Annotated in this window: 25 protein-coding genes, 1 tRNA gene and 1 pseudogene; 11 read left to right on the forward strand and 16 right to left on the reverse strand. The window is 64.1% G+C overall.

Translation table 11 applies throughout. From position 1 onward, the window contains the following. Position 1 precedes the first annotated feature (1 nt). From cobS to NDI85_RS07350, 4 genes are all read right to left on the reverse strand, one after another. On the reverse strand, positions 2-775 hold the full coding sequence (cobS, locus tag NDI85_RS07335; RefSeq protein ID WP_189001190.1) for an adenosylcobinamide-GDP ribazoletransferase: 774 nt from the start codon (positions 773-775) through the stop codon (positions 2-4). Continuing rightward, positions 766-1,683 carry an adenosylcobinamide-phosphate synthase CbiB gene (gene cbiB, locus NDI85_RS07340; RefSeq protein ID WP_310915533.1) on the reverse strand — a complete coding sequence of 306 codons (918 nt, stop codon included), beginning with the start codon at positions 1,681-1,683 and terminating at the stop codon, positions 766-768. The genes cobS and cbiB overlap by 10 nt, the downstream gene beginning before the upstream one ends. After that, entirely contained in the window at positions 1,680-2,318 is a 639-nt protein-coding gene (locus NDI85_RS07345) for an HAD family hydrolase (protein WP_189001188.1), read from the reverse strand. The genes cbiB and NDI85_RS07345 overlap by 4 nt, the downstream gene beginning before the upstream one ends. A 117-nt stretch (positions 2,319-2,435) precedes the next feature. Next, on the reverse strand, positions 2,436-2,684 hold the full coding sequence (locus tag NDI85_RS07350) for a PRC-barrel domain containing protein (RefSeq protein WP_189001186.1): 249 nt from the start codon (positions 2,682-2,684) through the stop codon (positions 2,436-2,438). A gap of 118 nt (positions 2,685-2,802) precedes the next feature. Between NDI85_RS07350 and NDI85_RS07355 the strand changes: the two genes are divergently transcribed. After that, on the forward strand, positions 2,803-3,462 hold the full coding sequence (locus NDI85_RS07355) for a helix-turn-helix domain-containing protein (RefSeq protein ID WP_166968398.1): 660 nt from the start codon (positions 2,803-2,805) through the stop codon (positions 3,460-3,462). A gap of 30 nt (positions 3,463-3,492) precedes the next feature. Here NDI85_RS07355 and NDI85_RS07360 read toward each other — a convergent pair whose 3' ends face one another. From NDI85_RS07360 to NDI85_RS07370, 3 genes are all read right to left on the reverse strand, one after another. Continuing rightward, positions 3,493-3,813 (reverse strand): hypothetical protein, encoded by a 321-nt coding sequence (locus tag NDI85_RS07360; RefSeq protein ID WP_189001184.1) that lies wholly within the window; start codon positions 3,811-3,813, stop codon positions 3,493-3,495. Between the two features lie 152 nt (positions 3,814-3,965). Further along, on the reverse strand, positions 3,966-4,724 hold the full coding sequence (locus NDI85_RS07365) for a YihY/virulence factor BrkB family protein (protein ID WP_310915382.1): 759 nt from the start codon (positions 4,722-4,724) through the stop codon (positions 3,966-3,968). Between the two features lie 465 nt (positions 4,725-5,189). Then, positions 5,190-6,179: an aldo/keto reductase gene (locus NDI85_RS07370; RefSeq protein WP_310915383.1), complete on the reverse strand. Its 990-nt coding sequence runs from the start codon at positions 6,177-6,179 to the stop codon at positions 5,190-5,192. 585 nt (positions 6,180-6,764) lie between these two features. Between NDI85_RS07370 and NDI85_RS07375 the strand changes: the two genes are divergently transcribed. Continuing rightward, positions 6,765-7,946 (forward strand): alanine--glyoxylate aminotransferase family protein, encoded by a 1,182-nt coding sequence (locus tag NDI85_RS07375; RefSeq protein ID WP_310915384.1) that lies wholly within the window; start codon positions 6,765-6,767, stop codon positions 7,944-7,946. Between the two features lie 308 nt (positions 7,947-8,254). Here the strand turns inward: NDI85_RS07375 and NDI85_RS07380 are convergent, their stop codons facing one another. From NDI85_RS07380 to NDI85_RS07390, 3 genes are all read right to left on the reverse strand, one after another. After that, the gene (locus NDI85_RS07380) at positions 8,255-9,508 is read right to left on the reverse strand and encodes an MgtC/SapB family protein (protein ID WP_310915385.1); all 1,254 of its coding nucleotides are present in this window, start codon (positions 9,506-9,508) and stop codon (positions 8,255-8,257) included. 166 nt (positions 9,509-9,674) lie between these two features. Next, entirely contained in the window at positions 9,675-9,860 is a 186-nt protein-coding gene (locus NDI85_RS07385; RefSeq protein WP_189001148.1) for a hypothetical protein, read from the reverse strand. Beyond that, positions 9,853-10,062: a hypothetical protein gene (locus tag NDI85_RS07390; protein WP_310915386.1), complete on the reverse strand. Its 210-nt coding sequence runs from the start codon at positions 10,060-10,062 to the stop codon at positions 9,853-9,855. The genes NDI85_RS07385 and NDI85_RS07390 overlap by 8 nt, the downstream gene beginning before the upstream one ends. A 119-nt stretch (positions 10,063-10,181) precedes the next feature. On the opposite strand from NDI85_RS07390, the gene NDI85_RS07395 reads away from it, so the two are divergent. Further along, complete coding sequence (locus tag NDI85_RS07395; protein WP_310915387.1) at positions 10,182-10,775, forward strand: hypothetical protein; 594 nt, start codon at positions 10,182-10,184, stop codon at positions 10,773-10,775. Positions 10,776-10,783: 8 nt separating this feature from the next. On the opposite strand, the gene NDI85_RS07400 is transcribed toward NDI85_RS07395, so the two are convergent. Then, on the reverse strand, positions 10,784-11,035 hold the full coding sequence (locus NDI85_RS07400) for a hypothetical protein (protein ID WP_310915388.1): 252 nt from the start codon (positions 11,033-11,035) through the stop codon (positions 10,784-10,786). A 315-nt stretch (positions 11,036-11,350) separates the two neighbouring features. On the opposite strand from NDI85_RS07400, the gene NDI85_RS07405 reads away from it, so the two are divergent. Together NDI85_RS07405 and NDI85_RS07410 are read left to right on the forward strand one after the other, a co-directional pair. Next, positions 11,351-11,962, forward strand: coding sequence for a rhomboid family intramembrane serine protease (locus NDI85_RS07405; RefSeq protein ID WP_189001140.1), 612 nt, complete (start codon positions 11,351-11,353; stop codon positions 11,960-11,962). Between the two features lie 109 nt (positions 11,963-12,071). Next, a pseudogene (locus NDI85_RS07410) lies at positions 12,072-12,499 on the forward strand (hypothetical protein); the annotation flags it as partial. A gap of 270 nt (positions 12,500-12,769) precedes the next feature. Here the strand turns inward: NDI85_RS07410 and NDI85_RS07415 are convergent. Then, positions 12,770-12,843, reverse strand: a tRNA-Tyr gene (locus NDI85_RS07415). Between the two features lie 124 nt (positions 12,844-12,967). On the opposite strand from NDI85_RS07415, the gene NDI85_RS07420 reads away from it, so the two are divergent. From NDI85_RS07420 to ftsZ, 4 genes are all read left to right on the forward strand, one after another. Further along, positions 12,968-13,186: an RING finger protein gene (locus NDI85_RS07420; RefSeq protein ID WP_189001130.1), complete on the forward strand. Its 219-nt coding sequence runs from the start codon at positions 12,968-12,970 to the stop codon at positions 13,184-13,186. An 83-nt stretch (positions 13,187-13,269) separates the two neighbouring features. Continuing rightward, a complete protein-coding gene (locus tag NDI85_RS07425; protein ID WP_310915389.1) occupies positions 13,270-13,899 on the forward strand; it encodes a double zinc ribbon domain-containing protein in 630 nt (209 codons plus the stop codon). A 217-nt stretch (positions 13,900-14,116) separates the two neighbouring features. Next, the gene (locus tag NDI85_RS07430; protein ID WP_166968393.1) at positions 14,117-14,305 is read left to right on the forward strand and encodes a ribbon-helix-helix domain-containing protein; all 189 of its coding nucleotides are present in this window, start codon (positions 14,117-14,119) and stop codon (positions 14,303-14,305) included. A gap of 2 nt (positions 14,306-14,307) precedes the next feature. Then, a complete protein-coding gene (gene ftsZ / locus NDI85_RS07435) occupies positions 14,308-15,537 on the forward strand; it encodes a cell division protein FtsZ (protein ID WP_189001126.1) in 1,230 nt (409 codons plus the stop codon). Positions 15,538-15,623: 86 nt separating this feature from the next. Here the strand turns inward: ftsZ and NDI85_RS07440 are convergent, their stop codons facing one another. Then, on the reverse strand, positions 15,624-16,283 hold the full coding sequence (locus tag NDI85_RS07440; RefSeq protein ID WP_189001124.1) for a helix-turn-helix domain-containing protein: 660 nt from the start codon (positions 16,281-16,283) through the stop codon (positions 15,624-15,626). 90 nt (positions 16,284-16,373) lie between these two features. Between NDI85_RS07440 and NDI85_RS07445 the strand changes: the two genes are divergently transcribed. Beyond that, positions 16,374-17,348 (forward strand): NAD(P)-dependent oxidoreductase, encoded by a 975-nt coding sequence (locus NDI85_RS07445; protein ID WP_189001122.1) that lies wholly within the window; start codon positions 16,374-16,376, stop codon positions 17,346-17,348. Further along, positions 17,345-17,737, forward strand: a complete 393-nt coding sequence (locus NDI85_RS07450) for a hypothetical protein (RefSeq protein WP_310915390.1) — start codon at positions 17,345-17,347, stop codon at positions 17,735-17,737. The genes NDI85_RS07445 and NDI85_RS07450 overlap by 4 nt, the downstream gene beginning before the upstream one ends. Before the next feature lie 28 nt (positions 17,738-17,765). Here NDI85_RS07450 and NDI85_RS07455 read toward each other — a convergent pair whose 3' ends face one another. The 3 genes from NDI85_RS07455 to NDI85_RS07465 all read right to left on the reverse strand — a co-directional run bounded on the left by NDI85_RS07455 (position 17,766) and on the right by NDI85_RS07465 (position 20,615). After that, the gene (locus tag NDI85_RS07455; protein ID WP_310915391.1) at positions 17,766-18,761 is read right to left on the reverse strand and encodes a tRNA 2-thiolation protein NcsA; all 996 of its coding nucleotides are present in this window, start codon (positions 18,759-18,761) and stop codon (positions 17,766-17,768) included. Positions 18,762-18,819: 58 nt separating this feature from the next. Then, on the reverse strand, positions 18,820-19,518 hold the full coding sequence (locus tag NDI85_RS07460; protein WP_310915392.1) for an alpha/beta hydrolase: 699 nt from the start codon (positions 19,516-19,518) through the stop codon (positions 18,820-18,822). Between the two features lie 65 nt (positions 19,519-19,583). Continuing rightward, positions 19,584-20,615 carry a DUF2332 domain-containing protein gene (locus NDI85_RS07465; protein WP_310915393.1) on the reverse strand — a complete coding sequence of 344 codons (1,032 nt, stop codon included), beginning with the start codon at positions 20,613-20,615 and terminating at the stop codon, positions 19,584-19,586. Positions 20,616-20,700: the final 85 nt, after the last annotated feature.

The raw sequence follows: 20,700 nt of genomic DNA on the forward strand, positions 1-20,700 counted from the left end.
ACTAGGGCGTCCACGCGAGCACCCCCCAGTCGGTCAGCGCCCACGTCGCGACAGCGGCGTGGAGTGCAACGACGCGAGCGAGTTCGTTGGCCGCGCCGAACACGTCGCCGCCGACGCCGCCGAGTCGACGGTCTGCCCACCGGTTCAGCGAAACGGCCACAGCGACGCTCGCGACGCTCGCGACGGCCGTCGCGGGGAACGCGAGGAGGGCCGACGGACCCGCCGCGAGAAGCGGAACGACGAGGTCCGTCGCCTCGTTGCCATCGAGCATCGTCGACCCGAATCCCTCGTGACTCGGTGTCCCCAGACAGGCCAGCGTCGCCATCGCGAGTTTCGCGCCCACCTCGGCGGCGAGAACGACGGCGACGGCGGTCAGCAGCGGGAGTCGCGCCACCGCCAGCGCACCCAGTCCCAGTCCGAGCAGGACCGTTCCGAGTGTGAGTACCGCGCCGACGCCGACGGTGGTATCACGCATCACCTCGCGGCGTTCGGCGGGGTCGCCGTGGACGACTGCGGCGTCCCCGAGGTCGGCGAGGCCGTCGGCGTGGTTGACGCCGGTGACGACGACGACAGCCGCGAGGTACGCCCCCGCGACGACTGGCGCCGGCAGCACTCCGGCGGCGAGGAACGGAATCGCGACCAGCGCGCCGACGACGTACCCTGCAAGCGGGAAGGCGGCAGGCGTCGCGGTGAAGGCGTCCCACGCCGTCTCGCTGTGGCCGACGGGGAGTCGCGAGAGGAATCCCAGCGCGCCGCGGAGCGCGCTCAGAGCCACGTCACCACCCCTGCCAGCGCGTAGGAGAGGAGGCCGGCGAGGCCGACCCGTCGAACGCCGCGTCGGGCGCTCGCGACGGTCGGGAGCGGCGCGTCGGCGTTCAGGACGTAGACGCCGGGCTTCTCCAGTCGATTGTCGAGGGCGGCCGCCGCGACGCCCATCGGCCACCCGGAGTTCGGCGAGGGGACGCGGTCCAGCCACGAGTGAGCGCGCGTAAGTGAGCGCAGGTCCCCGAACGCGACGGCGAGCAAGAGCGCACTCACGCGGGCCGGAAGCCACATCACGGCGTCGTCGAGTCGTGCGGCCGGGGTCCCGACGCGTTTCGAGCGGTAGCCCAGCATCGAGTCCATCGTGTTGACCGCCTTGACCCACGCGGCCGCCGCGGCGGCCAGTGCGAGCGCCGAGATCCCGACGAGCGGCGCGAGAACGGCCGCGAGGACGAACGCCCCGAGCGAGGCGACCAGTCCGTCGGCGAGGTTCTCGGCGGCGCTCTCGACGGCCGCACTCCGCAGGAGGGCGGGCGAGAGGTCGCCGGCGTCCCGGCCGGCCAGCGCGAGCAGTCCCTCTCGGGCGGCCGCGAGGTCCGTCTCGGTGTCGTCGACGACCGACCGGGCGGCGTCCAGCAGGCGCCGGAGGCTGGTCGTCAGGAAGAGGACGACGCCGGCGAGGAGAACGCCAAGTGTCGGATGGACCGTACTGCCCGTCGCGACGGTCGCGACGGCAACGAGTGCCGCGAACAGGGGGAGCGCCAGCGCCGCGAGCGAACCCACTGCGAGCGGGCGCGACCACTCGCGGTCCAGCGGCGCGACCAGCGACCCGAACCACGCGACGGGGTGGAGCCGCGTCGGTGGCTCGCCGATAGCCGCTTCCAGCACCGCCGCGACGACGACGGCGGCGGCCACGGTCAGCACAGCGACCCCTCCCGGAGTCGGTCGGCGACTGTCGCCAGCGACGCGTCGTCGAGGAGGACCGACGTCGCCCCGACCCGGCCGGCCCCGCCGTCCGTGCGGGCGTCGTCGCCGACGTGGACCAGTTCCGACAGCGGGACGCCGAGCGCGTCGGCCGCCGCCTGAAAGATTCGCTCGTGGGGTTTGCGCCAGCCACAGTCGACGCTCGTGACGACGCTATCCGGCCCGAGGTCCGTCTCGGGGCCGAGGTCGGCCCGAGCGAGCGTTCGCTCGACCAGTCCGGGGACGCTGCAGTTCGAGCAGACGGCGACTCCACCGCGGTCGTGGGCGGCCCTGAGAACGTCGCGAGCGCCGTCCCTGACGGTGACCGGCGCGTCGAACGCCGCCAGCACGGCCTCGCGTGCAGTGTCGGGCGAGACGTCGACGCCGCGGCTCGCCAGCGCGAGACGGACGTGTTCGTCCAGCGGGGCCTCCCGACCGCGCTCGTACTCGCGGTGGGAACGCCGGTAGGCGGCTTCCCAGTCGTCGGGGACGCGGACGTCCCGCGCAGCGAGGCTGTCGGCCACGGCGTCCCACGGCGCGTCGGGCCGGTCGGCGTCCACGAGCGTCCCGAACAGGTCGACGGAGAGTGCCACGTCCGTGTGGTTACTGCAATCACACTTGAACTGTGCGGTGGCGTGGAGGAGTCGACGAGCGAACCGCTGTGCTAGTGGGTCGAAGTGCGTCGAAAACGGAGTGCACCGCAGACGGCGTTACAGGTCCGACCGCAGTCGCACCTCGTCGTCTGTGACGGTGGCTATCGACGCTTCCTGAAGCGGATAGCCCTCCTCCTCGTCGACGTTCTCCCAACCGAGCGCCGTCTTGAGTTTGGTCGTTATTCCCGGGTCGGGGTCGACGTAGGCCGTCCCGTATCTGTAGCCGCTGACGAGGCCGACCGCGGTGCCGTCGGCGGCGACGACCTGCTTCCCGATGTCGTCGTTCGTGAGTTGGACTGTCGACATTGCACTCGACCGGAGGAGTGCGCCGTACACCACAGTAGTGCTTGCACACGCAACTCCACCAGCGGTGACCCAGCCAACGGAAAGTTGTAAACGCCCGCCAGTCGCATATCGGCCACTGATGCCCACCATCGTATCCGGGACGGTGCCGGCCAGTGATCTGGCGCTCAACCACTCGCTGGAGGCGTTACCGGAGTTGCTGTTCGAAGTCGAGCGAATCGTGACCAGCGGCGACGACGCACTCATGCCGATGCTGTGGGTCCGGGGGAGTTCACGGGCGGAAATCGAGGCGACGCTGGAGGAAGACCCGACGGTCGACGAGGTCACACTCCTCGGCGACTTCGACGACGAGTGTCTGTTCAGGATGGAGTGGGTCAGCCGCATCGACCTCATCATGCAGATGCTCACGAACTCCGAGGCGACTGTCCTCGACGCCGTCGGACAGGGCGATCGCTGGAAGGTTCGGGTCCTCTACCCTCGCCGGTCGCTGTTCTCGAAGACGCACGACTTCTGTACGGAACACGGCGTGGAGTTCGAGGTGTCGTCCATCCGCGAACTGGACGAAGGCCCGGCAGGTCGCTACGGGTTGACCAGCGCACAGTACGAAGTGCTCTCGGAGGCGTCGCGACAGGGATACTTCAAAGTCCCGCGGGAGGTGAGCCTCTCGGAACTCGCCGACGACCTCGACATCTCACATCAGGCGGCGTCCGAGCGTCTCAGGCGGGCGACGGACGCGCTCGTCGAAGATACGCTGTTCGTCGGGATGGCCGAACTGGAGTGAGCGCTCCGAGACGACGAGACGGCTGATAGGTCACCCCTCGGTCGTGCCCGACCGGCGCCGACGCCGGAGGTAGACGAAGAGTGCGAGGACAGCGACAGAGAGCACTCGCCGGGACGGCAGTCGACGGCCCGAACTCGTCTGTATCTGGTCGCCGTCGTCTGCCGTCGACTCGGACTGAGCCGGTTCACTCGGGGGCTCCGAGTCCGTCTCGGCGGCGTCGGCGGCGTCCGACTGTGCGCCCTCGGCGAGCACCTCGCGGACGGCCTCTTTGACCGGTTGTTTGAGCAGCTGTTCGACGCTCGTCTGTACGCGGGCCCGTGGTCCGCGCTGCAGTGACGCTGAATCGCTCATCTGCCGATCGAGGAGACGGGTGCCGCGAGGAGGTGCGTACTGCTTGCCAGCGCAAGTCACCGGTGGGGTCCAGTGAACGGCATCCCCGTCTCCTCTCGTGACCGTCGCGAGCGCTGCGCTGTCCGGTCTCACGCTCAGACGCCCGGCGAACGTTACCAGTCGACCGCCGCGTTGACCACGACGCCGAGGAGGAACACGATAGCGGCGAGATAGAGCGCGGTGACGAACAGGAGAATCGCGCCGATGTACCCGTAGGCCGCGTACTGGCCGACGGCCCCGGCGTAGTAGCGGAACGCGACCGGAATAGCGACCCAGCCAAGGGCGGCGACGACGGTCCCGGGGAGCACGTGCCGGAGGGTCGTGTCGACCGGCGGGAGGACGTAGTAGATGGGGACGAACGCGACGACGAGGACCGCCAGTGCCGCGACCGCACCGACGAACAGCGGGTGGGGTATCCGGAGGTCGGCGTAAGTGAGGACGACGCTAGTCGCCGACAGGAGCGCGACCGCAGCGAGCAGCAAGCCCATAACCAACAGGCTCCGAGCCAGTCGGGCGGGGAGCGAGACGTTCGAGACGCTGCCGTACACCTCCGTGAAGGCGATGGTGAGGCCACGAAACACCTTGCTCCCGCTCCAGACGGCAGCCGCCAGTCCGAGCAGCCCGGCGGTGCTGTGACCGCGGGTGTTCGCCAGTACCTGCTCGAACACGGCCTGCCAGTGCTCCGTGAGCGCCGACCGGAGCAGGTCCAGCAGGGTCTGCGTCCCGCCGACCACCGAGAGGAGGGCCAGCGAGACGACGAGCAACGGGACGATGGAGGCGAGGCCGTAATAGGCGATACTCGCCGCCATGAACGGGACGTTCTCCTCGCGGACCGTCCCGACGACGTCGCGCCCGGTCTCGAAGACACTCATCGTCGAGAACGGGTTGTGTCCGGAGACCGGATATCGTCGCCATACGACGGCCAGACGTCGTGCATAGGTCGACGTGGATCCGTAGAGGAAAGTGCGGACGGCAGGCGCTGGCAAGCACAGGGAGCGCCCGACAGAACGGGACTGTGTCGGCCGCCGAACCGACGCGGGCCGCGCCGCACTCGTCGCCGACCGAGACGGCAACGAATCCGACGGCGACTGTGAGCACAGCCACCACTGTCGCGGGGAGCAGGACTCGACCGGCGCCCGAAAAGTGTCTGAATTAGTATACAGTTAGATGAGGAAATTGTCTGATTTCGTATATATGGTCTGTCGCATACAGTCAGAATACGTAAATGAATCGCTGGACAGGGGCAGTCCCCGTTGGCAGCCATCTAGACGAGACAGTGGTTTCTGGGCCGTGTGAATTTCCGGTCACAGAATGGTACGTAAACTGGTTCGAGTTCGCTACCAGCGGTGGTGGACGGCGTCGAAGACGTACTCCTCGTAGACGTCGCGTACCGCCCCGTGGGTCTGGTGAGGGAGTGGATCCATTTCGCTGACGGCCGCGTTGGCCTCGATGTGCTCGGGCGTCGTCGATCCGGGGATGACCGTCGACACCGCGTCGTGGTCGAGAATCCAGCGCAGCGCCATCTGGGCCATCGACATCCGCTCGGGGACGTGGCTACGCAGTTCGTCGACGGCGTCGAACCCATCGTCGACCGGCAGGCCCGCGAACGTCTCGCCCCGGTCGAACGCCTCGCCCTCGATGTTGAAGTTGCGGTGGTCGTTCTCCGGGAACTCCGTGTCCCGAGAGAGCTCCCCGGTCAGCAGGCCCGACGCGAGCGGGACGCGAACGATGACGCCGACGTCCCGTCGCGCTGCCTCCTCGAAGAACAGTTCCGCGGGACGCTGGCGGAACATGTTGAAGATTATCTGGACCGTCTCGACGCCGGGGTACTCGATTGCCTTCAGCGCCTGTTCGACCTTCTCGACGCTGACGCCGTAGTGGTCGATCCTCCCCTCGTCTTTGAGGCGGTCCAGCGCCTCGAACGTCTCTGGCTGGTAGTACGCCTCCGTCGGCGGGCAGTGGAGCTGGACGAGTTCCAGCGAGTCGACGCCGAGGTACTCTCGCGAGCGGTCGACGAACTGTGAGAGGTTCTCGTAGTTGTACCGGTCGGCGGTATGCGGATCCAGCCGCCGTCCGGCCTTCGTCGCGACGGTCACCTCGTCGCGAACGCCGCGTTCGTCGAGCACCTCGCCGATGCGCTGTTCGCTGAAGCCGTCGCCGTAGACGTCTGCGGTGTCGATGAAGTCGATACCCGCATCGAGGGCGGCCCGAACCGCCGCACGGCCGTCCTCTTCGTCGACGTCGCCCCAGTCGCCGCCGATGTTCCAGGTGCCAAAGCCGACGTCTGTCACGTCGTAGCCTGTCGTCCCGAGTTGGCGTCGGTGCATACCCGACGGTACGATTTCCGGACACTTGTGGCTGTGGCAAGCGGCACGCTAACCGTCGTACACGACCGAAAAGGGCAGTGAAGCCCGATAGCGTTGGCAGGGACGTGCCAGCGTGGACGCCGAGGGCTATTCGACCCACTTGGCCCGACGGATGTCGTATCCACCACAGACGGGACAGGAGTGGTGCTGGACTTCCAGTGACGCCTCACATACGATACATATGTACGGACGCCTCGTTCGCTCCCCGAGTTGGGAAACGGTGCGTGCTTTGTCAAAGACTCCCATCGACGACCACACCCACGCTTAGACCCACACTGTCAAAAAGAGCGAGGATAGTTTACGCCGCTCGTCCGGTCGCAGTCTGGTGGTTCTCGGATTCGAGATGGGCCGGATTTGGGCGCGTGCGCTGTCTCGCTACCCACCCGAATACGTAGGAGTATAGACACCACTCCCACACCGCTCTCTGGACGGATACCCCACTGTTCTGATACGACAGTCCGTATGGTGCGTACTATGATGTTTCCGGCAGCGATGAGTTGGTCCCGAACCACATTCTTCATAAAAATTGGGCCGCATTCGACGAGTATGGTGGAGAAACCAGACGTCGGAGAGTTGGCACCGCCGAACCGCACGCTGATGGGCCCCGGGCCGAGCGACGTCCACCCGCGCGTGTTGCGGGCGATGAGTACGCCGCTCGTCGGCCATCTGGACCCCTCGTTCATCGACATCATGAACGAGGTACAGGAACTACTGCGGTACACCTTCCGCACCGACAACCAGTGGACGATCCCCGTTTCGGGCACCGGGTCGGCGTCGATGGAGGCCGCCGTCGGCAACCTCGTCGAACCCGGCGATACGATGCTCGTCCCGACGAACGGCTACTTCGGCGACCGGATGGCCAGCATGGCCGAACGCGCCGGCGGCGAGGTCGTCACCGTCGACGCCCCGTGGGGCGAACCGCTGGACCCCGTCGCCGTCGAGACGGCCTTCGACGAGCACAGTCCCGACGTGTTCGGCTTCGTCCACGCGGAGACGAGCACCGGCGTCCTCCAGCCGTCGGTCCCGGAACTGACGAGCATCGCCCACGAGAACGACGCGCTCGTGGTTGCGGACACCGTAACCTCGCTGGGCGGCGTGGAGTTCCGCGCCGACGAGTGGGACGTCGACGTGGCCTACTCCGGCCCCCAGAAGTGCCTCTCGTGTCCACCCGGCGCGAGTCCGCTGACGCTCAACGACGACGCGATGGACAAGGTACTCTCCCGCGAGACCCAGCCTCGCTCGTGGTACCTCGACCTCTCCCTGCTCGAAGGCTACTGGGGCGACGAACGGGCCTACCATCACACGGCACCCATCACCAACGTCTACGCCCTGCGCGAGGCGCTCCGACTCGTCGCCGAGGAGGGTATCGAGGAACGGTGGGCGCGTCACCGCTCGGTCGCGAGCGCGCTCAAGGCCGGCGTCGAAGCGATGGGACTGGAGATGAACGCCCCCGAGGAGTACTGGCTCCCGAGCCTCAACACCGTCCGCGTCCCCGACGGCGTCGACGACGGCGCGGTCATCGAGTACCTGCTGGAGGAGTACGACCTCGAAATCGCGAGCGGCCTCGGTGCGCTGGCGGGCGACATCTGGCGTATCGGCTGCATGGGCCACTCCGCCCGCGCGAAGAACGTCAGCTACCTCATGACCGCACTCGGCGACGCGCTCACCGAACAGGGCGCCGGCGTCGACGTCGAGGCCGGGCTGGCCGCGACCAGCGACGCGCTGTGACGCCCTCGCACTGGGGCACCAGTTTTGCATAGTCGGTCGCCGTCATCTACGTCTCGCAGGCACAGACCAGCGGCGAAGTTTCGGCGACGGTCCGGCGTGCTGGCGACCTTTCTGGCCGGACGTGGTCGTTCCCGCAGGGTGAAGCCGAAGTGGCGCGGGCGATCTCCGAGCAGGTGGCGACGGTGAACGGGCCGGCGTAGAAACTACAGGCTGTCTGGTCTGGTGAACGGTCTGTGGCACGAAGGGCGTGCTGAATACAGAGGCTGTATGCAGCACAGTCGCGTGAGTTGGGTTCACCGGGTTCGGCACTATAGTGTGAGTAGAACGAGTCCGCTCAGTACAACGATACTTAGCACGATGGTGACAAGTCGTCCGAGGTGATATGTGCCTAAGAGCCACGCCAAAGCTGCCTTGACGATGGTGTTTGCGATGGCTGCGATGATGATGCCCGTAGTCGCAACCTGCGTCGAAATCGTACCATCAGCCGCAAGTTTGCTCAACGTAATCGTCATCGCATCGACATCCGCCAGACCAGAGAGGAACGCGGTGGCGTACACGCCCGAAGTGCCGAGCCACTCGTGTGCGGATTCAGAGACGAGGAGCACAATCGCGAAGATCACCCCGAAGAGGAGTGCCGGCCGAAGCCGAAACGGATTTTTCAACTCGCCGGATTCGACAGTGTCAGTGGACTTGGTCCGCCAGTAGAGTGCTCCAGCAGCAACTATCCCCACAACGGTCATAACTCCCAACGGAATAGCGACATGTGGGAGCAGTTCCGGGTTGACGACCGCAACCTCAATGAGCGCCCGCGGGAACATCACGATGGACGCGGTGACGACCGCGAACGCGCAGACGTGATACAGCGTCTCGTTCTGCACCGTCTTCTCCGCCATCGACACGGTCGTCGCCGTCGAGGAAACGAACCCACCGATGATGCCGGTGACCACGATACTCTGTTCCGGCCCGAGGAATTGCGCGAGTACGTACGCCACGAATCCGAGCCCGGTGACGAACACGACCATCAACCAGATGAAACGGGGATTGAGACCGTAGAGGACGTCCAGGGAGCGGTCTGGGAGCGCCGGTAGCACAACGAGGACGACGAGGATGAACTTCACTGACGCCATGCGTTCAGTGTCTTCGATCTGGTTGGCGAACTCGTGGAGTGGATCTTTGACCGAGAGCAACACCGTAGTGGTACCGCCGACGATGATGGCTACAACAGCGCCGGTATCGGAATGCATCGCCGTTGCACCCAGGATGGCGGTGAGCAGGGCAGCCATCAGCGTCGTCAGACCGATATCCTGCTCATACCAGACTTTCCCCGCATATGCGACGGTCAGTGGGACAACGAGCACACCGATGGCAAGCGAAAGGATACTCGGGAAGAATGCCGTGACAAGCGCCCCATATAGTGCAAACAGGGGGAAAGTACGGCTCCCGGCGAACGTCCCCCCTGACTCACTTTGCTCTCGTTCTAACCCAATAAGAGCGCCAAGTCCGACACCAACGAAGAGATGTAAGAGAACCTCGACGAGTGGATCGGCCACGGGATCGACCATCGACCAGAAATTCGTTTAGGTACACCGTCAAACTACGGGACTACAGAACTCAAAATAAACACAACCCTAGCACCAACCGAGATATCCGTGCTGAATATGCGCTGTGTATTCAGCACGGCGTCGACGAACTATCAACGAGGGAAAATCTCGACAGAGCTGACTGTCTCTATCGCTTGCCCACGACCGAGTACGAATTCGTCTCCACCTTATCGATCAACTCCTCGTATCGATAGGCGTGGTTGCACCGTTCGCAGTACACGGTCGGCCCCTGCTGGTCTTTCAACTGGTGGTGATGCTGTGGGCACATCATCCGCCACTCGTCGTCGAGTTTCTCGCTGACAGACTCACTCATCGCCCGTCTCCGAGATCTTCCGGCAGTACTCGGCGGCCGCCTCTGCCGCCGTCGACGCGACGCCCTCGACGGCGACGCCGCCCTGCGTCGCCAGCCATTGCCCGTCGTCCCGCTCTTCGAGGACGATGGTCGTCCAGTAATTCTCGTGCGTGTGCAGTTCAGCGGTCTCGTGGACTTCGTTGTCGTCGTAGGTCGCTCCCATACGTGGCTCTGTGGAGCGGATGCTAAAGGGGGTGAGCCATGGGTGCAGAGTGGAAGTGAAAGTGGAAGTTCGAATATCAAACGAATTTTCAAATTAGGTCCACTTCTTGATTGTATCCGATGCAAGCACCAAGTGTTCTTTATTTAGGAACTATCGGTCTGGCTCTCGATATAGCGGGTGCGACACTCGTACTTGTCCCGACTCTTCCCTGGTTAATGAAGCGCTTCATCCGTGTATGGCCATTCTCAAAATTCCAGCACGCTAAGGAACAACTGTATTTACAGGGGAAAATTGAACGCGGTGATGAAGGCTTTCATTTCATCAAAGATGCAGTACTAATAGGAACCCGTCCATTCCTATCTACCCCTCGTCTCGACGAAGTCGATGGACAGGAATCCCGCGCCTCACTCGATGGAAAAGATATGGTATCTGAAAAGCCAGGACTTCGACTGGAGTGTGTTCAAAAATCAGATGAAAACGCGTTATCAGAGTCTGTGTTTATTGCTGAGTACTCCTGGAAGGCTGTAAACGAGATGAATGAGCAATTTCCATCACAGCTCTCGAACGCATTCTCTCCAAAATTGAAAGCCGAGCTACCTCCAGGTGAGCTGCCGCGACACATCTCGGCACACGAAGAGCGATTGTTTTTCCGTGGAGGTGCTATCCTGCTCGTGACTGGATTTACTTTTCAGATAGTGTCTCAATTTGTCTAGAAAGAGATTTAGTCAATCTCTACTTCGCTGAAAATCTCTATGTCGTAGGTGTTCGGAACGCTCAGTGTCTCCGCTATCTCTCGCTTCTGCTGTACGGTCAAATCTTCCCGCCCCAGCACCTCCCGGATTCGCTCGTCGATCCGCCACGAGAACTCGGCGGACTTCATCAATGCAGTCGTCTTGTTGCAGTCCAAGAACTCGGCGGCCTGCTCGATGGTGTCCGTGCGGTGCGCGTGCTTGCCGTCTTCGCGGATTCGCATACCCACCGCTCGTGAACACGAGGGCAAAAGCGAGGTATTCTCGACCAACTCGAAGCCCGATTACTGATAAAGACCGGCGCGACCCATGCCCATCGCTCGTCGACGTCTTCCACTCAGCCCGATACCCACCCGAATATGCACACGGCCATTTCGGGCTCGTGTGCATATCGCGTCGACGCCGATCTTCGAGTTGCGACCCCATGGGATCTCATAAAAACTGGTTGCCCTCCTTCGTTTCATAAAGCTCGTGTTGTGGAATACATCAAGAGCGCACCCTCCGCCATCCTATTATGGTTGGGAGAATTGAATTAAGCCATGATATCCCGCGTTCGAGCATTTCTGTACCGGAATCATTTAACACCAATACTCATACTCGGAATGATTGGTATCCTACAGGTAGAGATATACGTTTCTAGAGTCTCTGAATCACTATTCAAGTTCTGGTTTGTCGCACAACCAAGTCTGACGCCGGGATTATTAATCGCACCACTTTCTCACAGCTCATTTCTCTTCCATTTGCTCCCAAACATGGCACTTTTTGTGATATGGGGCTGGTTGACTGAAGACCAGCTAAAATCACGAGAATACATAGTTTACACAGCCCTAACAGCCTACTTATCAATATACCTCCAAGTGCTTTATTCTGCCATAATCACAGGGCAAGCGGGGACACTCGGGTTCAGCGGGGCTGTATATTCATTCCCGCCAGCCTACGCATTTCTTGCGTTCCGCAGCCAGATATATGAAAATAATAGCCTCGAATTTGGATTGTTCATGGGAGCGATCGCCGTCTCTCTCGCAATACCGCTATCGATTGCGGGATATATCAGTTCAGTTCCGGGTATGACATCAAGCGCTAATGTGGCGCACTCTGCCGGATTTGCTATCGGAACGATATACGGTGCGTGGAAATACTGGAATTGGTAGCATAGGCTGTCCTGGGATCTAAGTTTCGTCTATATTACAAGGAGCTACCTGACTTTTACCGGACTACCCGAGAGCGGCGGGCATGGCCGCACTCGCGGCCACTCGCACTATGTTCGGGAAAATCGACATCGAAGACGCACTGGCAGGGGTCATCTTCACGGCCAGCGCGTTCGTCACCAACGGAATCGCTTCTATTAGTATGCTCGGGTACGACCTGAGCGCCGCCGTCGTCACCGTCCAGAACACGGACATCCGTTCGCGTTCCTCCTCTCGCTCGCCGCGCTCGTCGCGGCGTACGCGACCAACCGCGTCAACGAGAGCAAGAACAAGACCTACGAAGTGGAAACGGACCTCTACGAGATCGTCCGTGGCTCGGCCACGGTCGAAACGTACCTCGCCGGGGGGACGCTTCTCATCGTCCTGCTGACCGGGCTGAACATCCTCGGTATCGGTGACGCCGTCGCCGGGACCGCCGCCTTCGGCCTGGTCGTCGTCGCCGTCGAGGCCGCCGGCTACTACGTCATCAGCTACCTCGGGCGACCACCGATGAAACGCACTCTCAGCTACGGTTTGGTCGGCACCATCGGTGTGTCGGCGTCGACCTCGCGCGCCGTCGACGCGCTCCGGCTCACGCGCACCACCTCCGGTCAGCTATGGAACTCGACAGACAACGAAGACCCCCCACTGGAGACAAGCTCCAATCAGGATTTTCTGGTACTTCGCGCGAATGTAATATCGGAAGTAGAGGACTACAAAGACGTGTAAACGTGGCTTTCGACATCTGCCACAGTTCGGCTGAAAATGTAGTCCGCCCTCCCCGATTTGAACGGGGGACAAGTCGATCTACAGTCGACTGCTCTACCAGTCTGAGCTAAGGGCGGGCTGTACCCGAAATTACCCCGCCGTCCAGACTTAAGGATTGTTATTCGGCAGTGGTTCGCGGGGCAGTCACACGGTCGGCCCACACAACACGTAAACCACCGCTCGTTGTAACTGGATGTACACGTGCTCACCGACTGCCCATACTGTGGTGACCCGCTGACCAACGAGCAACAGTCGGTGACGTGTGACCACTGCGGCGAGGGGTTCCACGTCCCGTGTGCTCGTGACGCGGGTGAGTTCGCTGTCGAGGAAGAAACACACTTCCTGCGGTCGAACACCTATCGCATCGACTGTCCGAACTGCGGCGACGCTTGGAGCGCCGGGTTCGACCCCCGCGAGTAACTGTTTCGTCAGCATCGGCAGACGCCCGTCAGACACAGCGGGAAGATTGAAATACCCGGGTGACAACGTGTATGACGAGTCGGATGAGCAAGATCACGTTCCGCGCTGACGACGACCTCATCGAGCGACTCGAGGCGTTCGACGCCTCGAAGAGCGAGGTCATGCGGGAGGCGCTCCGAGCGTACCTGAACGACGACGCGGAGTCGTCAGACACCCGCTCGACCGATGCAGACCCGGTGACAGACACCGAGAGCATCGACGAACTCATCGCGGAGCGTGTCGACACCATCATCGCCGACCGACTGGCGGAGGCGGTCCCGGACCGCCGACCACAAGACGTCAACGTAAACATCAGCCTCGACGGCGATACAGGCGCTGTATCGTCCGGTCAAGGTGAGTCTTCCACCGCGTCAGACCGCGTGTCTAACGGCGTGTCGGAAGACGTATCACACGACCGCGACGGTCGTAAGACAGCGGCCGCCGGACGTGAAAACGCGCCGGAAGTGGAGCCCCAACCGTGCGCCCAATGTGGCGAGAACCTGTCTCCAGACCACGTTTACTGCCCGAACTGTGGAGAGAAGGCGTCCCGGCGCGTGTTCTGCGATTGCGGGGACGAACTCCGGTCTGACTGGGGCTTCTGCCCGAGCTGTGGTCGACGGACGCCAGCCGCCGACGTCCTCGAGCAGACGCGAAGTGGTGCAAACGAACGGTAGCGGGCGTTCTAAACTCGTAAACGCGATTTTGTCATACACTCGGCGGTAGTTTTAATATCCCCCAGTCTGTGGTACCTTGTGCGTAAGACGGTCGTCTTACACAGCGGGCGTCGGGGTGGCATCCCCGTCACCGTCCGGCGATTTCGCTGTGTAAACGGTCGTGCGGGTCGTAAACACGCCCCGTTCGGACCGTCTTACCCAAAGGGGACAACTAACCATGGAGCGTGTGACACTACGGATTCCGAAGCAGCAGATCGAAGAGGTCGAACAGATGGTCGAGACGGGGGAGTACCCCAACCGGAGCGAAGCGATCCGGTCGGCCGTCCGTGAGATGCTCGCAGAACAGGACGGTTCCGAACGTGCCTCCGAGAAAGGCAAGCGCAAGCGAACCTGGGCGAGGGCGTAACGATGCAGGATATCGTCAACGAGGCCCTCGAACGCGACGAGCAGGAACAGAAGCAACTGTCCGACGAGGACGTCGACGGATTCGGCGACCCGCGCATCGTCATCGTCGGCTGTGGTGGTGCCGGGAACAACACCGTCAATCGGCTCTACAACATCGGCGTCGAAGGTGCCGACACCGTGGCCATCAACACGGACAAGCAGCACCTGAAGATGATCGAAGCCGACACGAAGATTCTGGTCGGCAAGTCCCTCACCAACGGCCTCGGTGCCGGTGGCGACCCCTCGATGGGCGAACGCGCCACCGAGATGGCACAGGGGACCATCAAGGAGGTACTCGGCGACGCCGACCTCGTGTTCGTCACCGCCGGGATGGGTGGCGGGACCGGCACCGGTGCCGCCCCCGTCGTCTCGAAGATCGCGAAAGAACAGGGCGCAATCGTCGTCGGCATGGTGTCGACGCCGTTCAACGTCGAGCGTGCCCGCACGGTCAAGGCCGAAGAAGGGCTGGAGAAGCTTCGCAACGAAGCGGACTCCATCATCGTGCTGGACAACAACCGCCTGCTCGATTACGTCCCGAACCTGCCCATCGGCAAGGCGTTCTCGGTGATGGACCAGATCATCGCCGAGACCGTCAAGGGCATCTCCGAGACCATCACCCAACCGAGCCTCATCAACCTCGACTACGCCGACATGACCTCCATCATGAATCAGGGCGGGGTCGCGGTGATGCTCGTGGGTGAGACCCAGGACAAGAACAAGACAGAAGAGGTCGTCAAGGACGCGATGAACCACCCGCTGCTGGACGTGGACTACCGCGGTGCCAGCGGTGGGCTGGTCCACATCACCGGCGGTCCGGACCTCACCCTGAAGGAGGCGGAGGGCATCGCCCAGAACATCACCGAGCGCTTAGAGGCCTCGGCGAACGTCATCTGGGGCGCCCGGATTCAGGAAGAGTACAAAGGCAAGGTCCGCGTCATGGCCATCATGACCGGCGTCCAGTCCGCACAGGTGCTCGGTCCGACCACCCAGAAGCAGGCCAACAAGTCCCGCGAGGCCATTCAGGAGGTCGGCGACGACACCTCCTTCGACGCGAGCGACAACGTCGAGAGCTTCGACGGCGCCAGTGCCGGCGGCAGCAGTTCCGGCGGTCACACCGGCTACGGCGAGACCGACGGCGGCCGCGACCAACGCGAGAAGAACAACGGCCTCGACGTCATCCGGACCAACGAGTAATCGACTCTTTCGGTCGACGGGACGTTCTTTTTCAGCGGCAATATGGCGAGCGATGCGGCCGTCAGGCGGGGCCGCCGACCGACCGCTCAGTGATCGAGAAACGTCCGGACGAGATGCGCCTCGGCCTTCTGGAGGTGTTCGGAAGCGGTACTGGGCGCACAGTCGAGTCTGGCGGCGACGTCGTCCCGGTTCGCGGTTCGGGGTACGTCGTAGTAGCCGGCGTCGAGTGCGACGGCGAGGGCGTCCCGCTGTCGTGGCGGGAGCGCGGGCGGAATCGGTGGTCGGCCCAAATCGTACTCGCCGACCTGTTGGATGACTGTATCGACTCCCGAGGGCGTCGCGTCGACGGCCGCTTGCAGGCGCTGGTGGGGGCCGACGATTCGCATCGTCAACGATCCGTCGTGGTGATACTGGACTGGAAAGACCGGGAGCAACCCTTCGATCATGCCGACTTCGAACAGTTGCCACTCCGTGGGATGGGGAACGGAGTGGACGTAGGCGTAGCCCCGACCGTCGCCGAACGGCGTCACGTCGTATTCGAGGACGAGGTCGGTGTCGGCGAGGACGGACTCGAACCGGTCGAGGTCGCCGTCGAGATAGAGGAGGACGGTCGCTCGTTTCGGATCGAACGACGGCATCCAGTCGACCATCTTCGCGTCCCTAAAGAGGTCCGGGTCGGTGAGCGTCGCGACCAGTGGGTGTAACGTCGCCTCCTCGCCGGCCAGTCGGAGGTGGAGATAGCGCACGGTCGCCGTGAAAGTGCGACGAGTATCCTCTTAAATGGCCCGACCAGCGTGGGCAGTGACCGTTTGCTGATCCGCGGGTAATCAGCGCGTATGAAAGTATTCGTAGCCGGATCGACGGGTGTCCTCGGTCGGCGAATCGTCGAGACGTGTACGGCACGAGGGCACGACGTTGTCGGATTGACGCGTGACGAGCGCGGGGATCAGATCGTTCGCGACCGCGGTGGGGTCCCCCACCGTGGCGACGTCCTCGACCGAGCGTCGCTGATCGAAGGGGCCGCCGATGCCGACGCGGTCGTCCACGCCGCGACGAAGATACCCACCGATACCGACCCCGACGACGAAGACTGGGAGCGAAACAACCGAATCCGTCGAGTCGGAGCGACGAACCTCGTCGCGGCGGCGGCCTCGGCCGACGCCGAGCGTGTCCTCCTACAGAGCGTCGTCTGGCTAGCGCGCCAGCCAGACGGGGGCCACTTCGACGAGGAGTCCGCGCCGAACCCCGACCGCTCGACGCAGTCGGCGCTCGACGCCGAGCGAATCGTCGACGACGGAGCCACGACGCACGGCTTCGACCCGGTCGTCCTCCGTGGCGGCTACTTCTACGCACCCGATGCCGCACACACGCGGCTGTTCGGCGAGCGACTGCTCGGTCGGCAACTCCCCATCGTCGGCCGCGGACTCCTGGGTCGACGGGACACGCCCTTCTCGTTCGTGCACGTCGACGACGCCGGCCGCGCGTTCGCCGACGCCATCGAGGGCGAGGCGACGGGGACCTTCCACGTCGTCGACGACGAACCGACGACCTACGGGCAGTTTCTCCGGACGCTTGCCGAGCGACTGAACGCTCCCCGGCCCCGGCGCGTGCCCGCCTGGCTCGCCCGATTCGCCGTCGACGACCAACTCGTTCGCCTGCTCACCAATCCGATGCCGACGACGAACGAGCGCTTCCGTGCGGCGTTCGACTGGTCGCCCCGATATCCGACTGTCGAAGACGGCCTCGATCAGGTCGTCGATCAGTGGCGTGAAACCGGGACGATCCGGGAACTGGAGGCGAGCGTACGATGAGTCGACAGGTCGGTCTCTCGGCGGCGCTCGCCGTCCACCTGCTCGTCGCGGCCGGCCACGGTGTGACCCACGGACTCGTGGCGGTGTCGCTGCCGGCCTGGCAGAACGTCATCGTCGTCGGCACGACGTTCGTCGGCCCCATCGCTGGCGTGCTCCTCGCCCGGCGCGGCCATCGGCTGGGCGCGCCACTGTTCGCGATGTCACTGGTCGGGGCACTGGCAGTCGGAGGGTATCTGCACTTCGTCCTCGACAACCCCGACCACGTCCACGCGATTCCGGCCGGCGACTGGCGGTTACCCTTCCAGGCCAGTGCGGTCGCGGTCGCACTCACCGAGGCCGTCGGCACTGTCGTCGGGGTGCAAGCGTGGCAGGGGACGGACAAAGGGTGACGCATCCGAGAGTCAGATCGTCCGGGGTTCAGACCGCTTCGAGCGCGTCCAGCAGATTGCACTTCCGACACAGGTCCCGGGCCGTGGGCGCCCCGCACTGCTCGCACTCGCCGAAGTCTTTCTCGCTGTCCTCGCCGCCGTACGCCTCGGCCGCGAGCGCCGCGAGTTTCTCGTAGCCGGCCATGATGGAGTGGCGGGTCCCGGGGTGGTTTTCCTCCAGACCGAGCATCAACTCCTGAATCTCGCCGCGATAGGCCTCCTCGGCGTGTGGGCACTCGGTGATGTGGGCCGGAAGGTCGCGGAACCGGGCGTACAGCGCGACCTCCTTCTCGGGGACGTCCCGGAGCGGTTTCGCGCGCGGGACGTGGTGGTCCTGTGCTTCGCGTGTCTGCTCGGTCGGCGCCCCGTCGTGGTCCGCGAACGGCCCCAGCGAGGCGTCGAAGTGTTTGGCTATCTGGTCGACGTCGCCTTCGAGGAAGTTCATCAGCGCCGTCTCGGCCTCGTCGTCGAGATTGTGGCCGGTCAGCAGTTTGTCCGCACCCAGTTTCTCGGCGTACCGCGAGAGGACGTCGCGGCGGAACACCCCGCAGTACGCACAGGCGGCCATCCCTTCGGGGTCCTTCTCGACGACGTCGTCCATCTGCACGTCGAACTCGTCGGCGTAGGCGACCACCTCGTGGCGGATACCGAGGTCGTCGGTCAGTTCCTCGCAGGCCTCCAGGCTCTTATCGCGGTACCCCTCGATGCCCTCGTGGATAGACAGGGCCACGAGTTCGATTCGGGGGTCCTGCTCGAACACGTCGTGGAGAATCTCCGTGAGGACGACGCTGTCTTTCCCGCCCGAGAGGCCGATTACCCACGTCTCGGGGTCCTCGGGCGTTGCGTCGTCCGGAACCAGACCGTCCTCCCGGATGCGCCGTCGGACGCGCTTCTCGACGGCCCGACAGAGGTGGTCCTCACAGAGGTAGAGTCCAGAGTAGGCCGCGTGCAGCACCGCGTCGTCCCCGCACTTGTCACACTCCATTGTCTGGGATATTCGTGCGGGCGGTGGTGAGAGTTTCGTCTCGGCACAGACGCCCGACTCAGAGCGCCGCCGGCCCGTCTGTGAGGGCGTCGAGGACGGTGTCGACGTGGCGGTCCCGAGAACTGGAACTGAACAGTTCGTGTCCCCCGTCGTAGAGACGGATGCGGTCGGCGGGCAGTCGCTCACCGATGGCCCGTGGGTCGACCACCGTATCGGTAAGCGTACAGAACGCGACGGCGTTCTCGCGGGCGGGCGGCAGCGTGGCGTGTGCCCGGCGAGTCGTCCGCAGGAACGCCGGCGAGGCGGCGTCGGGACCGTCCGCCAACTGGGCCGCCGTCGCGAGGTTACCGATGGCTTCGGCTTCGAGGGCCCCCGTCGGGATGAAGGGCGTGCGCACAGGCAGACTCGCGATGGCGTCGACCACCGGGTCGGGCAGGGGAAAGTCGCTCCCCCACCACGGGCTCAGATACACGCGGTTCGTCACCCCGTCGAAGTCGGCGTGTGCCGTCGTCAACCCGCCGGCGCTGTGGGCCAGCAGCGCGAACTCGTCGAGGTCTTCGGCGTACTCTCGGACCGGTGTGACCCACTCCTGTCGAACGTCTGTGATGTGCGTCGGGAGTTCGACGGCGTGGACCCGGTACCGCTCGGCGACGCGGTCGACGAGCCACTGGACGTTCTCGTGGCGACAGCGGTTCCCCCACCCGAGGACGAACAGACAGTCCCGTTCGGCGCCGTCGTCGTAGACCCGGACCTGCATAGCTCACCGTTCAGCCGCGGACGACAAAAGCGCACGTGAACGCCCGACACAGGCCACCGAGTTTCCTACGCCCGCCAGTCGACCCACGCGCCGTGGGGGTCGTAGTCGGCGAGACGCGTCCGCTCGACGCCGTTCCCTTCGGCCCGGACCCAGTCGAGTCGCACCGAGTCACCGCCCGACAGCTCCGTCTCGCCGGTGAGCCAGTGGAGCGGCCGACGGGCCATCTGCCCGGTGAGATACGTCTCCAGTTCCGCACAGACCGCCTGGGGGACCTGGTACAGGACAAGCGTGTTGACGACACAGACCGGTACGTCCTCGGGTATCTCGTCGAGGACACCGGGCAGGTCCTCCAGCAAGTCGCCCGCGACCAGCCGTGGCGGGTCCGTGCGGGCGACGGTGAGCGCGGCGTCGAGGACGGTCCGCCGGTCCTCGTGGGCGGGCCAGACGAGCGCCCGGAGCCAGTCCGCGTCGGCGTCGTCGGTCACGTCCAGCGGGTTCAGGTCGACCCCGACGCGCGAGTGGAGGGTGGGCGGGTCGGTCGGGAGCGGCGGGTCGCCGCCGCGGACCTCGCTCTCGATAGTGACAGGTGACTCCGAGGCCCCGACCACACGGTCGCCGTAGTCGTAGCGATAGCGGTCGAACAGGAGGTTCAACCCGGCACTCGGGCCGAGTTCGACCAGCGCGAGGGGACCGTCGACGCGCGAGGCCACGTGTGCGATAGCCGGATACAGGACGGCGGTCCGTCGGACCGAGTTCGTCTGCGTGCGGCGTCGCCGAAGGAGCGAGCGGACTTCGTCGGCGTGGTCGAGACAAAAGTCACGGAACGCCGGATAGCAGTCGTCGTCGGGACTCCGCGCGTCGTCGGTGAGGGTCGGATAGTAGGCGGCAAGGGGATGGTCCGGAGACCGCTCTAGGAGGAAGTGGACCGCGGCGAAAAGCAGGTTCGCCGTCGCTCGGTCCTCGGGGGCCGCCTCGGCCACGGCCAGCAGGTCCGGATCGGCGTCAGCGGCGATGCGGTGGGCGAGATGGGCATAGAGCGGGTCCGATCCCTCGGCCCACTCGACGAACGACCGGAACGTCTCGGCAGTGTCGGTCATACGCGTGCATCCAGTGCCCGCTGTATCAGCGTTTCGTCCGTGGCGACCGGACCGAAAGATTCCCCGGCCCAGAGCGTCAGCGATT

Origin of the sequence: Haloarcula sp. S1AR25-4, from assembly GCF_031624555.1 — an archaeon.
In the GTDB taxonomy this organism is placed as follows: domain Archaea; phylum Halobacteriota; class Halobacteria; order Halobacteriales; family Haloarculaceae; genus Haloarcula; species Haloarcula pellucida.